14 protein-coding genes are annotated in these 13,552 nt (G+C 68.6%); 10 read left to right on the top strand and 4 right to left on the bottom strand.

Annotated features, from left to right (window positions below; genetic code table 11):
- Window positions 1–175: 175 nt before the first annotated feature.
- The 6 genes from BLU81_RS16280 to BLU81_RS16255 all read left to right on the top strand — a co-directional run bounded on the left by BLU81_RS16280 (window position 176) and on the right by BLU81_RS16255 (window position 7,083).
- Window positions 176–1,450 carry a hypothetical protein gene (locus BLU81_RS16280; protein ID WP_092545455.1) on the top strand — a complete coding sequence of 425 codons (1,275 nt, stop codon included), beginning with the start codon at window positions 176–178 and terminating at the stop codon, window positions 1,448–1,450.
- Between the two features lie 583 nt (window positions 1,451–2,033).
- Entirely contained in the window at window positions 2,034–3,500 is a 1,467-nt protein-coding gene (locus tag BLU81_RS16275) for an APC family permease (RefSeq protein WP_157751622.1), read from the top strand.
- A gap of 28 nt (window positions 3,501–3,528) precedes the next feature.
- A complete protein-coding gene (locus BLU81_RS16270) occupies window positions 3,529–4,530 on the top strand; it encodes a hypothetical protein (protein WP_092545453.1) in 1,002 nt (333 codons plus the stop codon).
- Window positions 4,531–4,534: 4 nt separating this feature from the next.
- Entirely contained in the window at window positions 4,535–5,812 is a 1,278-nt protein-coding gene (locus tag BLU81_RS16265) for a histidine decarboxylase (protein ID WP_231954582.1), read from the top strand.
- Between the two features lie 40 nt (window positions 5,813–5,852).
- Window positions 5,853–6,377, top strand: a complete 525-nt coding sequence (locus tag BLU81_RS16260) for an AAA family ATPase (RefSeq protein ID WP_157751621.1) — start codon at window positions 5,853–5,855, stop codon at window positions 6,375–6,377.
- A 67-nt stretch (window positions 6,378–6,444) separates the two neighbouring features.
- A complete protein-coding gene (locus BLU81_RS16255) occupies window positions 6,445–7,083 on the top strand; it encodes a lysophospholipid acyltransferase family protein (protein WP_231954581.1) in 639 nt (212 codons plus the stop codon).
- Here the strand turns inward: BLU81_RS16255 and BLU81_RS16250 are convergent.
- Window positions 7,073–7,765, bottom strand: a complete 693-nt coding sequence (locus tag BLU81_RS16250) for a hypothetical protein (protein WP_092545451.1) — start codon at window positions 7,763–7,765, stop codon at window positions 7,073–7,075. The genes BLU81_RS16255 and BLU81_RS16250 overlap by 11 nt on opposite strands.
- A gap of 74 nt (window positions 7,766–7,839) precedes the next feature.
- Here BLU81_RS16250 and BLU81_RS16245 point away from each other — a divergent pair, with 74 nt between their 5' ends.
- From BLU81_RS16245 to BLU81_RS16235, 3 genes are all read left to right on the top strand, one after another.
- Entirely contained in the window at window positions 7,840–8,994 is a 1,155-nt protein-coding gene (locus BLU81_RS16245) for an NAD(P)/FAD-dependent oxidoreductase (RefSeq protein ID WP_172890562.1), read from the top strand.
- Window positions 8,995–9,084: 90 nt separating this feature from the next.
- Window positions 9,085–9,306: a hypothetical protein gene (locus BLU81_RS16240; protein ID WP_092545450.1), complete on the top strand. Its 222-nt coding sequence runs from the start codon at window positions 9,085–9,087 to the stop codon at window positions 9,304–9,306.
- A gap of 144 nt (window positions 9,307–9,450) precedes the next feature.
- Complete coding sequence (locus tag BLU81_RS16235) at window positions 9,451–10,281, top strand: hypothetical protein (protein ID WP_092545449.1); 831 nt, start codon at window positions 9,451–9,453, stop codon at window positions 10,279–10,281.
- On the opposite strand, the gene BLU81_RS48335 is transcribed toward BLU81_RS16235, so the two are convergent.
- Window positions 10,243–10,974: a glycosyltransferase gene (locus tag BLU81_RS48335; RefSeq protein ID WP_157751620.1), complete on the bottom strand. Its 732-nt coding sequence runs from the start codon at window positions 10,972–10,974 to the stop codon at window positions 10,243–10,245. The two genes, BLU81_RS16235 and BLU81_RS48335, sit on opposite strands and share 39 nt — an antisense overlap.
- Window positions 10,971–11,690: a transmembrane-type terpene cyclase gene (locus BLU81_RS48330; RefSeq protein ID WP_157751619.1), complete on the bottom strand. Its 720-nt coding sequence runs from the start codon at window positions 11,688–11,690 to the stop codon at window positions 10,971–10,973. The genes BLU81_RS48335 and BLU81_RS48330 overlap by 4 nt, the downstream gene beginning before the upstream one ends.
- Before the next feature lie 150 nt (window positions 11,691–11,840).
- On the opposite strand from BLU81_RS48330, the gene BLU81_RS16225 reads away from it, so the two are divergent.
- On the top strand, window positions 11,841–12,578 hold the full coding sequence (locus BLU81_RS16225; RefSeq protein ID WP_092545448.1) for a phosphatidate cytidylyltransferase: 738 nt from the start codon (window positions 11,841–11,843) through the stop codon (window positions 12,576–12,578).
- On the opposite strand, the gene BLU81_RS16220 is transcribed toward BLU81_RS16225, so the two are convergent.
- Window positions 12,535–13,443 carry a polyprenyl synthetase family protein gene (locus tag BLU81_RS16220; RefSeq protein ID WP_157751618.1) on the bottom strand — a complete coding sequence of 303 codons (909 nt, stop codon included), beginning with the start codon at window positions 13,441–13,443 and terminating at the stop codon, window positions 12,535–12,537. The two genes, BLU81_RS16225 and BLU81_RS16220, sit on opposite strands and share 44 nt — an antisense overlap.
- Window positions 13,444–13,552: the final 109 nt, after the last annotated feature.

Raw genomic sequence — 13,552 nt, 5'->3', positions numbered from 1 at the left:
CGGCCGGAATGTGCCGTCGAACAGTGGTATCGGTGCTGGTCGTCGAAGGCCGGGGAGGAGACGGACGACTCAATAGGGGGAAATGGGAGCGCGGGCCGTTGATCGATGGTCCTACACTTCCGGTTCGCGACGCCGGGGGAGTGTCGCGTTGCCCCTCGAATGGAGAAGTCCGCGCATGAAGCGCTTTCTGGCCGGCAGCCTCGCCGGTGTCACCGCCCTCGCCGTCACCGCGGGGTGCGCCAACCAGTTCCAGCAGCTCGAGCCGAAACTCGAACTGCGCCAGGCTGCGCAGGAGCTGGGTGCGACCGGCAAGTCCGGTTTCACCATCAAGGCGGGTGGCAACGTCGATGACCTGATCGCGCTGGCGAAGAAGGACGACAGCACCTTCAAGGAGGAGGACGCCGACATCCTCCGCAAGCTCTACAACTCGTCGTTCACCGTCGCCTGGGACAAGGCGGGCGAGGGTGTGGCCGACGACAAGGCCCTGATCAACGCGACCATCGACGGCGTCACCGGTGCCGAGGTCCGGGTCGTCGACCAGGTCGCCTACGTCAAGGTGCCGGTCAACGAGTTGGTCACCAAGTTCGGCGGCAAGCAGTCCGACGTCGACGAGCTGAGCACGGAGATGGGCAACGCGATCCCGGGGATCGACGCCCTGATCGCGGGTTCCTGGGTCTCGGTCGACTCCAAGGACCTGACGAAGCTCGCCCAGGGCACCACCGGGGTGGCGCCGAGCGCCGACCCCGCGCAGAACGACGCGATCGCCGCCGAGTTGAAGACCAGCGCGGAGAACCTGCTCGAGGGCGCCACGATCGTCCGGGACGAGAAGGACAAGACCCACCTGGTCGCCACCACCACGACGGTCAAGGCGTTCACCGAGGCCAAGCGTTTCGTCGAGGCCGCCGCGAAACTGGCCGGCGAGGGTACCGGCGACCTGCTGAACGAGAGCCTCGGCTCGGAGCTGGAGAAGCCGCCGGCCGACAAGCCGATCGTCCTGGACCTCTGGGTCGACAACGGGAAGTTCAAAGCGTTCGAGGTCAACTTCCTGCAGTTCGTCGAGGGCAACACCGGCCGCGCGACCTTGCGGGTCGAGATCGCCGACGGTGCTGACATCGCCGTCCCGGACAACGTCACCAAGCTCGACGTGACCAAGATCTTCGAGGCGATCAACGGTGCCGCCGGTGCGGGCGCCCCCACCGGGCTCGGTGGCGGCGACGCCAAGACCTGGGCCGAGCTGATCGGTTCGCAGGCCACCCTGAAGGCACTGAGCGAGGGCGGCAAGCCGGCCGCGCACCTGAAGGACGCCGCCGCCGACATGACCATCCCGGGTGTCACGGTCAAGGTCGTGGGTGGTGGCAAGGCGCAGGTGACCTCCGGCAGCAGCGTCGTCTGCCTGACCGTTCCGGCCACCACGTCCGGCAAGTCGAAGGTCGCCGAGGGCGCCTGCTGAGGTACCCGTACGACTGAATCCGAATAGACCGGCCCATCGCTCACCTTGAGCGATGGGCCGGTCTCGTTGTCGGAAGTCCGCAACCGTTGAGATCACGAACCCGCAACTTTGTACGTCACTTTCTTGGTCACATTCAAAAGTGATCTTCTGTATCTATCCGACAGTTGTCACCGTGAGTATTGGCCGTGCCGCCGTGCGCTGTTGACTGTTTGTCACCGCCACTCGCAAGTAAATAGATGAGTGACGACGGATTCCAGGTGGAAGGGCACCTTGGGGTCGTCGAATGCTTTTCGTTTCAAGTTCTCTCCAGCGCCCGTGTGCACTGTCTGTACTGCACACCGATCGCCTATCGGGGAGGTTGGTGACGGAACGTGAACAACAGTCCTTACCGCCCAGCGGGCGCATTGAACCCCACTGATAGCCATACCGGGGGATCTCCACGTAAGGTGCACCGGGCTTGTTGATCTAGGCGGCGCCACGCCCCCTTCGGAGGAGATCGGAAAGCGCGTTCTATCCTGCTTGCCGTTCGTCCACTTAGGACGGACTGTTCGCTCCGATCCCCCCTTCAGGAGACAGAAAAATCATGGCTACAGTAGCGGCGGCTATGGCCCGCCGGACGGTGACGACGGGTGCCGCGTGGGCTCTCGGCGCCACCACCTCGGCGCCCATGGTCGTGCTCGTCGGCGGTATCGTCGCGACCTACGCAGGATCCGAGGCCACCGCGCTTCCCCTGCTGTTCGTCCTGGTCGGCGCGGTGGTAACCCTGCTTCTGGTCGGCTACGCCGCCATGGTCCGCGCGGTGCCCCACTCCGCGCCCTACTACGCGATCACCGCCCGCGGCATCGGCCCCAAGTCCGGTGTGGCGGCTGGCTTCGTCGCGCTGCTCGCCTACAACGCGCTCCAGATCAGTCTCTACGGCCTCTTCGGCGCGATCATGTCCGGCATCACCGGCTTCGGCGCCTGGTGGTTCTGGGCCGCCGTCGCGATCGCGGTCGTCACCGTGCTCGGCACCCGCCGCATCGTGCTCTCCACCCAGATCGTCATGGGCGTTCTGATCCTGTCGTTCGTCGTCGTCGGCCTCTTCGTCGTGGTCGGCTTCCTCGCCCCGTCCGCCGACGGCATCCCGACCGCGGCCTTCGACCCGGCCGGTCTGAGCGTGCCCGGCCTCGGCCTCGCCGTCGCCCTGACCCTGGCCGCCTACACCGGCCCGGAAGGCATGGCCGCCTTCATCGAGGAGGAGGACAGCGGCACCGGCCGGCACGGCCAGGCGATCAGCCGCGGCATGATGTGGTGCGCGCTGACCCTGATCGTGGTCTACACCGCCGCCGCCTGGGCCCTCGAAGCCGTCACCGGTGCGGCCGAGGTGGCCGCCGCCGCCGGCAACGACCCGAACCTGCCGCTGACCATCCTGTCCGACAAGATCCACCCGGCGGTCGGCATCCTCGGCACGGTCGTCCTGGTCCTGGCGATCCTCACCTCGGTGATCAGCTTCCACAACATCATCAACCGGTACGCCTTCGCGATGAGCCGCGAGCAGGTTCTGCCGCAGTTCCTCTACAAGACCGGCAGCGGCACCGCCGCGGACGCCCCGGTCGGCGCCAGCCGGGCCCAGAACGCCCTGGCCGCCGTCGTCGTCCTGGGCTTCGCCCTGGCCGGAGCCGACCCGCAGGCCGTCCTCTTCGGCTGGGCCTCCACCCTCGGCGCCATGGGCCTGCTGACCCTGCTGATCATCGCCGGGGCCGCCGCACTGCGCTACTTCGCCCGCAACCCCGGTTCCGGGGAGAAGGGCCTGGTCACCACCGCTGCTCCGTTGTTCGGAGTGGCGTTCGGCATCGCCATCCTGGTGACGATGCTGCTCAAGCTCGACGAACTGCTCGGTACCTCGTCGAGTTCGCTGCTGCCCTACGGGGTGCCGGCACTCCTGATCGTCGCGGCCCTGGCGGGGGCTGGACGAGCGAGCGCTCTCAAGCGCTCGAAGCCACAGATCTTCGACGGCATCAGCCACGGCGTTCCCAGCGTCTACGCGGTACCCGACCGGATCGACCTCTGAACCCCTGAGAAGGGAATCCCCCCGCCCCATGTCGTACAACCCGTCCGGCCGACATGCCCAGCCGCCCTGGGACGGTAGTCCTCAAACCCCACCCCGAGGACCCAACCCCGCACCACAGCAACGCCAGTACCAGCCGCCGGAGGGGTACCAGCAGCAGGAGTACCCCTCGCAGTACCCACAACAGCAGTACCCGCAGCAACAGCAGCAGCCGCCGTGGCAGCAGGCTCCCGCGCCGTCCGGGCAGTGGCAGCCGACCGTCCCGGCGACCGCTCAGTGGCAGCGCAACAACGCCGGCCCGAGCACCGACGACCGGCGGTGGGCCTACCTCCGGCACAGCGCCGGCACCAGCCTCCGGGGGACGAACGCCATACACGTCACCCGGGCGCTGGAACGGCTCAGCTCGCGGCAGCAGCCGCTGGCACCGCACGGCATCACCCTGTTCTTCGTCGTCGAGGCGCCGAGCCAGCATCTGGGTTACCAGATCCTGTCGGCGTCCCGATGGGGCTACTCCGGCCCGGAGTACGACAACCTCGTCGCGTTCCTGACCGGGATGCGGGCCACCGCTGAGACCTTCATCGCCCAGCACCAGAAGATAAAGCGTGTCTGGGACCCCCGGGACCCCGACTTCCTCATGGTGAACGTCGGCGACATAGAGCGTTCGGACACCCCGGCCCGGTACGTCGGGCTCGGCATGGAGACGCTCAACACCGACAGCCGGCAGTGGTACGAGGTGGTGCCGGTCCTGCAGAGCTCCGGCATCAGCAGCCTCCAGGCGATGAGTTACGTGCCGGGCGAGGCGGCGATCCGTCTCGTCGACGGTTCGGAGATCCGGGTGGTCCGCGACGACACCCGCAGTGGCCGCGGCAACGACCTGATCTGCAACCAGCCGCTGGACGCCACCCAGATATACAGCGTCACCCAGAACGTCCCCGAGAAGATGGGCGTTCAGCTGAGGCAGGCCTGGCCGGCGTTCCTGGACCTGGCCACGACGTTGAGCAGCCATCTCAATCCCGACGGCCAGGTGTGGTGACGATGTGACACCCTCTGTCATACCGCCGGAGGACTGGTCCGAGGCGATCAGGCTGGGGCGCACCCCGGCGCTGATCGACATCGAGGCCGTCATCGACACCCTGGTGATCCGAGCGAACCGGGCACAACGCCGGACCATCGGATTCCCCGCGGCGACGGACATCGACTGGAGCCGGACACGGGGACTGTTCAGCCGGCTCTTCAACAACGTCGGCGATCCGTCCACCGCGCCCGGCGGCGAGGCACACACCAACTCGCTGGAGGTCGAAGTCGTCCAGTGGTTCGCCGACGTGGTCGGCCTGCCACAGAACGACCGCTGGGGGTACGTCACTTCGGGCGGGACGGAGAGCAACATCGCCGCGTTGCGGGTAGCGCGTGACCGCTACCCCGACGCGGTGCTCTACCTGACCCACGCCAGTCACTACTCCATCCCGAAGACCGCGAGTCTCCTCGGCCTGCACCCGTCCGACGTGGTGCTGGTCGAGGACGGCCGGTACGGCGAGATGGACTACGAACACTTCGAATACCTGGTGTCCCAGCGGCGCGACCGGCCCGCGATCGTCGTCGCCACCGCCGGCACCACGCTCTGGGAGGCGGTCGACCAGACCGACCAGATCGAGGCGATCCTGCACGGTTACGGAGTGGACCGGCGGCACGTCCACGTCGACGCGGCACTGTCCGGGATACCGCTGGCCCTGGACGGGATGCTCGGCCTCGGCGCGGGCAGCCCGGTCGACAGCGTCTCCATCTCCGGGCACAAATTCCTGGGTACGCCCATCCCGTGCGGTGTCGTCGTGATGCGCGACAGCGTGCGGGTGTCCAAGGGTGAACACGTCAACTACGTCGCGACCGTGGACAGCACCATCTCCGGCTCGCGCTGCGGACAGGCGTCCGCCCTGCTCTGGGCCGCGATCGCGATGTACGGCCGTAACGGCCACCACTCGCGGGCCGAACACGCGCGCCAGATCGCCGCGTACGCGGTGGAACGCATCAGCTCCCTCGGCTGGCCGGTCTACCGGCATCCGGCCGCGTTCACCGTGGTGATGCAGACACCCCCGCCGGTCCTGGTGTCGGACTTCGGCTGGGTACTGTCGGTCGACGGCGACCTCTGCCACATCATCTGCATGCCCGGCATCGAACGCGACGTGATCGACGACTTCGTCAGCGATCTCGGCAAGGTGATCGGCCGCCCGGTCCTCGTCCCGCACCGTCGCCGCAACACCCGCTCCGAGTCGGCGTGGCGTACCGCCGCCGCCGGGGACGACCAACTGGTGTCCGGCTGAACGGTGCCGCGGGGAGCATGTGTTTGGCAGCATTCTCCCCGTGGCCCACCGGCTGATTCTCGTCAACGGTCTTCCCGGGTCCGGCAAGAGCACTCTCGCCGGACGGCTGGCACCTGCCCTGCGGGTTCCGCTGATCTCCAAGGACGCCTTGAAAGAGGCCATGTCCGGCGCCGCTCCCGGGGTGCCACCGAGCGCGGTCGGGCTCGCCGCGGCCCGGGTGATGTGGGAACTCGCCGCCGCCACCCCCGGCGTGGTGATCCTGGAGAGCTGGTGGTTCCGGCCCCGTGACCTGGGTTTCGTCACCGAAGGTGTGGCCCGGTCCGGTGCCCGCACGGTCGTCGAGATCTGGTGCTCGGTGCCGCCGGAACTGGCCCGCGAACGTTATCGGGCCCGCCGGCGTGACGCCGTCCACGAGGACAGCCGCCGGCTCCGGGACGACTGGCCCCGCTGGCTGACCGAGGCGGCGCCACTCGCGATCGGCCCGGTGATCACCGTCGAGACCGACCGTCCGGTGCTGGCGTCACCGTTGATCGAGGCGATCAGCCAGAGCATCGGCGGCGTCTGATCGTTGCAGACTCAGAGCAGACTCAGAGCAGGCTCAGACAACGAGTGTTCGAGGGAGAGGGCGGCACGTGTACGAACTGGTCAAGAAGGTGGCCCGCATGCGGGTGGAGGGGGCCGAGAACGTACCGGCGAACGGGCCGTTGCTGCTGGCCTCCAACCACCTGTCGGTCACGGATTCGACGTTCCTGCCGATGGCACTCGGCCGAAAGGTCACCTTCATGGCGAAGGCGGAGTACTTCACCGGCCGCGGGCCGTGGGGCCGTTTCGTGTCCTGGTTCATGTCCCGCGACGGGCAGGTGGCGGTGGACCGCGACGACACCCGGGCCGCGGTCCGCTCCCTGGACTCCTGCCTGGAGGTGCTGGAACGCGGCGACCCGTTCGGCATCTACCCGGAAGGCACCCGGTCACCCGACGGCCGGCTCTACCGCGGCCGGACCGGGGTGGCGTGGCTGGCCCTGAAGTCGAAGGCCCCGGTGGTGCCGGTGGCGATGTTCGGCACCGACCGGGTCCTGCCGCCCGGCACGATCGTGCCCCGCCCGGCCCGGGTCCGGGTGGTCTTCGGCAAGCCGGTGCAGCTCTCGGCGATCGCCACCGACCCGGACAGCGCCCGCGACCGCCGGGCCGCCACCGACGCCATCGTCGCCGCGATCGCCGACCTCTCCGGCCAGGACTACGTGCCCCGCTACGCCCCCCGTGTCACGGCGTGACGGACCGCCCGGCCCGCAGATCGCCGATCGCGGCCAGTACCGCCGGTGCGCCGCCGCGGTCGTTCAGCCAGCGGCTCACCACACACGCCGACTGCAGGTAGCCGCGGTCGCTGCCGTCTTTCGTGGCGACCGCCCAGTCCATGTCCACCACCGGTGCCGCGTCGGCGTACGGCAGGCGGCACCGGTCCGGCTCCGAAGCCGGTCGCAGGTACCGGGCGTCGTCGGAGATCACCACGGCCAGACCCTCGTCGAACCAGCGAGGCACCCGGTCGTACGACGAACCCAGTCTCTTGTGCATCTCGATGTGTGCCAGTTCGTGGGTCGCGATCGTCTCGTTCGCCCCGGCCGGCGACAGCATCAGCGCCCAGCGCCCGAACGCCCGGCCTTTCTCCCCACCGCCGCCGATTCCCCGGTAGCAGTCCTCGGTGGCACAGATCAGCACCCGCGCGTCGGAGGTCCGCTCCCCGTAGAACGCCGCGATCCGCTGTTGTGCGGTCTCGACCATCAGCCGGTACCCGGGATCGTCGCGATCCGCGTAGACCCCGCCGCCCAGGCCACTCAGGCCGTGACACTGCGGGCAGGCCATGGCCGCGATCGCCGGCGCCGCGACAGCGGTCCCGCCGATCCCGAGCCCCAGCAGCCCGGCCACCACACCCGCCACGATCCACCGGCGTTTCGGCACATCTCCCCCTCAAGGACCATCGACAGCCGAAGTTCGAGCCTCCACTATGGCCTGAAGATCGGCGAGGAGACCTGATGACGACTTTTGATGTGATCGTGGTGGGGGCCCGCTGTGCCGGGTCGCCGCTGGCGATGTTGCTGGCCCGGCAAGGGCTTCGGACGCTGCTGGTGGACCGGGACACCTTCCCCAGCGACACCGTGTCCACCCACGTCCTGCACCCGCCGGGCGTGTCCGCGCTGCAGCGCTGGGGCCTGCTCGACCAGGTGGTGGCCACCGGCGTACCCCCGGTGGGGCGTTACTCCTTCGACTTCGGCCCGGTCACCCTCGCCGGGGCGCCGGGCACACCCGAGCAGCCGTACGCCTACGCACCCCGCCGCCAGCTGCTCGACAAGATCCTGCTGGACGCGGCCGCCGCCGCTGGTGCCGAGGTCCGGGAGGGCTACTCGGTGGAGGAGATCCTCACCGGCGACGACGGCCGGGTGACCGGGATCCGGGGCAAGGACGGCACCGTCGAGCACGCCACGATCGTGGTCGGCGCGGACGGCCGGAACTCGGTGGTCGCGAAATCCGTCGGCGCCGCCGCCTACGAGGATCAGCCGCCGCTGACCGTCGGCTACTACGCCTACTTCAGCAACCTGCCGACCGACACGTTCGAGGCGTACAGCCGGCCGGGCCGCGGCTGGGCGGTCTGCCCCACCAACGACGACCTGACCATGGTGATCGGCGGCTGGCCGCACGACGAGCTGGCTGAACACCGCAACGACATCGACGCCACGATGGCCGCGATGTTCGCGACCTCCCCCGGGTGGGCTGCTCGCTTCGCCGAGGCCAAGCAGGACACCCGCTGGGTGGGCGCGGCGGTGCACAACTACTTCAAGGTGCCGTACGGGCCGGGCTGGGCCCTGGTCGGCGACGCCGGTTACAGCCGCGACTACATCACCGCGCAGGGCATCACCGACGCGTTCCTGGACGCCGAACTACTGGCCGACGCCATCGTCGCCGACGACCTGTCCGGCTACCAGTCCCGGCGGGACACCCGGGCGATGCCGCACTACCAGATGACCTTGGGCATCGCCGCGCTCCAGCCGCCGGACGAACAGATGGTCGCGCTGGTCACCGCGATCGCCGGTAAGCCCGACAAGATGGACGCCTTCATGCGTCTCAACTCGGGCGTCACGTCCCCGGCCGAGTTCTTCGCCCCGGAGAACATCGGCCGCCTGCTGAGCTGACGTTCAGCCGGGGGAGGCCTCTCGGGGACCGCCGAGCAAGATCCGTTAAGCTCCGCGCCCGTAAGTCCCAATGTCGACATCGGAGGAAACGTGGCTATCTCTGCCAACCTGGAGAAGGTTCTGGACAAGGCTTACCAGGACAAGTCCCTGGAGGAGATCCTGGACGCGCCGGTGGAGGCGCTGGCCGGTGTCAGCGCGGGCGGCGGCAAGCTGATCCGCGACGCCCTCGGCGTCAAGACCATCGGTGAGCTGGGCCGCAACAAGTACTTCATTGCCGCCCAGGCCCTCGCCGCCCTGAAGGACGCCAAGTAGCGGACTGTTCGGCGTCGCCTGCTGTGGGGACTCGGTGTCCCCACAGCAGGCGTGTTCCTGCAGACCAGGCACTCCGATCGGCAACCGGCAAGACACGGTCACCTTTAATGGAATCCAGTGCGACGGATGCCTGGAGGGTCGACCATGAGGCAGGGTTCGAAGCCGTCCGCGACGATCTCCTACATAGCGGCCGGCGCGATCCTGGGTGCCGGCCTCGTGATGCTGCGCCGCGCCCCGTCACCGGCCCCGACCGGAGCCGTGACCCCGCCGCCACCCAACGACAGCCCGGCTCGTCTCCCGGCGCATGCCGGGAGCGACTGGCTCGGCGCGGACTGGGAGCCCTACAAGATCGCCATCGGGGCGTTCTACGCGCTCTGCCTCCAGAAGGCGTTCGACACCGTCATCGTCGCGTTCCAAGCCGGCCCGGTGGACCTCTCCGATCCCCGCTCACCGGCCTCCGTCACCTCCGCGCAGTGGACGACTGTGCTCCAGCTGGGCGCGTTCGTCATCTGGGTCAGCGTCTACTTCCTGCACAACGGCCGGCTCTACTTCCGGCTCCGGCCGCAGCCCGCCCGGCGGCGCCTTCTCGCGCACGGCATCATGACGGTGGGGTTCGCGCTCTTCTATTTCTTCGGTGCCACCATCGGCAAGCCGGGGCGGCTTCAGCTCGCGCTTATCGCCGCCATCATCCTGACCGACATGATCTTCCCGCTCAGCCTGGTCGGAGTGGCGCGGCGGAGGGCACGCGTGCTCTGGGCACTTCGCAGCGCCGCCGAGCTGATGTTCGTGGCGATCCTCTTCATCAGGCTGCGCGACGATCAACTGGCGAGTGTCTGGTGGGCGGCGGCGCTCTTCACCCTTCTGCTTCTCCAGCTGCTCTTCATCGGCCCGTGGGAAGGGCGATTCCAGCGGGTCATCGCCTCGTCCGGCGCGGGGTCAGGTCCAGGTTCCGAACGGGTAGTCGATCCGGCTTGACCGGGGAGTCGGCCCGCGGAACACGGCCCGGAGAAAGGCCCGCGACCAGATCGCGACGAGTTTCGGCACCGACATCTGGCTCAGGCGGCGGCTGGACGCCACCACATGTTCCTTCGAGAACAGGATGAATCGCGCACCGAGCCGGCAGCTCCGCACCCCGAAGTCGGTGTCCTCACCGAGCAGGAAGCCCTCCTGGAAGCCGTGCGCGCGGTCGAAGGTGAGCCGGTTCGTCAGGAGGAAGTCGCCGTTCGTGACGCCGACACCGACGGCGCTCGCCGTGCGGATCAGCGCATAGATGACTGCCAGCCCGGCGCGGGACGCACGGGTGTCGACATCGGCCTTGTGCATGATCGCTCCGACGAACATCTCGTCGACCGGCGCGGTGGCGCATTCGCGCAGCACTCCGGGAGCCAGCACGACGTCCGCGTCCGAGAACAGCAGAAGGTCGTATCGCGCCTGGCCGGCGCCGTGATTGCGCTGAGCGCCGATGTCCTTCACCAGGCTCCGCTCATAGGCGACATCAAGGGAGCCCTTGCTCTCCACGACGGCGTGCCGGGTCAGCTCGTCGTCGCTGCTGTCCACGACGATCACCTCGAACGGCGGCGGATGAGCCTGTCCTTCGAGCGATGCGAGCAGCTGACCGATGTACCGCTGCTCGTTGAGCGTCGGGACGACTATCGAGATCCCGGTCATGCGGAGCCCATCGCGGTCGTGCCGGCTGGCACTCGTTCCGCTCGGGCGACGGGCACGACGAAGCGGTCCAGGGCGCGCCCTGGACCGCTGTCCGGGTACGCCACAGCGTTGAAATAGAGCAGGTACAGGATGTCCACCGCCAAGCAGACCGATCCGATGATCGCGACGAACGGCCGGAACTGACCCATGAAGCCCGACGCAATCGTCGGCGCCAGGGTGCCGAGAAGTTTGCTGACCGCGATGAAGTTGGACTGGCCCGATGTGTCCCGCCGCCGATGGAGCATCGCCACGAACAGGACGGACATCACCAGGTTCTGCGTGAACGCCGAGTACCGCGCGCCGTCCTCGGCTCCGAACTGCGCGAGGAACGCGGCTTGGACCCCGGCGGCGGCGATCAGCGCCATCGCCGACATCACGGCGAAGCCCTCGCGCGTGAGTCCCGGCCATTGCGCCGGACCGAACCGGACGAACGTGACGATGATTCCGACGTCCACGATCAGCCAGAGTCCATTGATCACGGTCTGGGCATGAATGCCGGCGGGATAGTCGTCCCAGTAGATCACTCCACCGGAGAAGTACAGCAGTTCCCAGGCGAGGTTGAGAGCGATCGCGAAGAGCGGGAGGGCGTAGGTCCGGTCCCTCAGTCCGGCGCGGATGGCCGCCACGTAGACGCACGTCCAGCACACGCCACTGAGCACCTTCAGGGCCGCCTCCACGCGACAACCCTCTCACGAGTGCCCCGTGATCGGCAGGTCCCGGCCGGGCGAACCGGGACACGCCCACGGGTTGGGTAGCCTCGGACCACACCACTGAGCAAAGCGAAGACCACACCACTGGGTACGGCGATTCCGGGTGAAGGGCCATCGATGGATCTCCAGCGCATCCGCACGTTCGTCCTCATCGGCCCGCCCGTTGTTCTTCTGGTGCACCGAGGCGGCACACCGTTCCGGGTGTTGTCCGCGGCGGTCGCCGGCGCGGCGTCCGGCGAGCTGCACCATCTGCTCACCAGAGGAGACAACCCGGCGGCGTCCATCCGGGTCGGTCTGGCCACCGGCCTCGGTGTCCTGCTGAATGTCCGCCCGGCCTGGCGATGGGCGGTGCTCGCCGGGGTCGCCTGTCCCGGTTCGGGTACCGCCGCTGCCGTCGGCAGTTCCCTTCTAGCGGGCAAGACACTGGCCGACTGGGTCGCGGACAGTGACGCCGATCCCGCCGTACGCCGCGACTTCCTCAGCATCCTGATCAGCACCTGGGCCGCGGACGCGGCCGCGGACGTCACCGGGCCCCGGCTCGGCGGTCCCCGTCTGCCCAGCTGGGTCAACGAACGGAAGGTCTACTCCGCGTACGGGATGGGCGTCGCCGCGGCCGCGCTGACTCGCGGAGTGCTTCAGTGGTACGCGCCCACCTCACCGGTCACCGGAGCGGCGATCGGGGTGCTCGCCGCGGCCGGTGACATCGTGGAGTCCGCGGCGAAACGACGTGCCGGCAGCAAAGACTCCGGCACCGTACTTCCCGGTTACGGCGGGGTGCTGGACCGGATGGACAGCGCGCTCGTCAACCTCGTCATGTGGCGGATCGTCCGCCGCCGTCCGGGTCGCGCAGGGTGAACTCCGATCCCGGCGCCGGGGTGGTCAGCACCGACAGGACCCGCGCGCCGAAACCCTCGGGCGCGATTCCGTCGAGGAGTTCGTGTGCCTCGGCCAGACGGCGATGGGCCTCCGCCTCGACCGCTTCGCACGCTGCGGTCAAGCGTTCCTGATCGCCGTGGGGATCCGCGCCGAAAGCGTGCCGCGCGTACAGGCGCACCGCGCTGAAGCGGCCGCTGTCCAGGTCCGAGGCGACGTCACCTCGGTTCTCCTCGGCCCGGGCGTTACGAAGGTCGTTGAACAGCTGGAATGCGGAGCCGCAGAGCTGACCGACCAGACCCCAGGCGCGCACTGATCCGGGTCCGGCGCCACCCGCGTGCGCCCCGTACCGGAACGCGAGTTCGGCCAGCGCGCCTGTCTTCAGCCGGGACGGAAGTGTCCAGTCCGCTGCCGACGCCGCGTCCAGGCCGACGAAGTCCATCAGCTGCCCGTGCGCCATGTCCGCATAGGTCTTCAGGGTGTCCGCCACGACCGCCGGTGATCCGGTCTCCCGCGCCAGGACGAACGCCCGGGACAGCAGGACGTCCGCTACGCCGATCGCCACCGGCAGCCCTTCGGCGATGTGTAACGTCGGCCGGCCCCGGCGCAGACGATCGTCGTCCTGGATGTCGTCGTGGATCACCGACGCCCGATGGATCAGCTCGACCATCACCGCGAGCCGGTCGAGCATCGGCGACTCGGCCGCGGCGTGCGCTTCCGCGACCAGCATGGTGAGCACGGCCCGGTTCACCTGGCCGGCGTCGACGAGCCGGGACAGCATCCGCCCGGGGATCACGGTGTTCGCCAGGTCGGCCCGCATGGCGGCGCGGACACGATCGCGAATCACTTCGACATACTGTGACCAATTTTCGCCTGACATACGCGGAATCCGCTCTCCCCGACCCCGGATATTTAGCGGAGGGTAACATCGAGGGAACACTCTGATCAGTTCCACG

Source organism: Actinoplanes derwentensis (assembly GCF_900104725.1).
GTDB classification, from domain to species: Bacteria; Actinomycetota; Actinomycetes; order Mycobacteriales; family Micromonosporaceae; genus Actinoplanes; species Actinoplanes derwentensis.
The sequence above is the reverse complement of the archived record's forward strand: the minus strand, read 5'-3'. Positions and strand labels throughout refer to the sequence as shown.

Coding starts and splice junctions, on each gene's coding strand:
- BLU81_RS16280 (WP_092545455.1), top strand. CDS start 176: ATGAAGCGCTTTCTGGCCGGCAGCCTCGCCGGTGTCACCGCCCTCGCC.
- BLU81_RS16275 (WP_157751622.1), top strand. CDS start 2,034: ATGGCTACAGTAGCGGCGGCTATGGCCCGCCGGACGGTGACGACGGGT.
- BLU81_RS16270 (WP_092545453.1), top strand. CDS start 3,529: ATGTCGTACAACCCGTCCGGCCGACATGCCCAGCCGCCCTGGGACGGT.
- BLU81_RS16245 (WP_172890562.1), top strand. CDS start 7,840: ATGACGACTTTTGATGTGATCGTGGTGGGGGCCCGCTGTGCCGGGTCG.
- BLU81_RS16235 (WP_092545449.1), top strand. CDS start 9,451: ATGAGGCAGGGTTCGAAGCCGTCCGCGACGATCTCCTACATAGCGGCC.
- BLU81_RS48335 (WP_157751620.1), bottom strand. CDS start 10,974: ATGACCGGGATCTCGATAGTCGTCCCGACGCTCAACGAGCAGCGGTAC.
- BLU81_RS16225 (WP_092545448.1), top strand. CDS start 11,841: ATGGATCTCCAGCGCATCCGCACGTTCGTCCTCATCGGCCCGCCCGTT.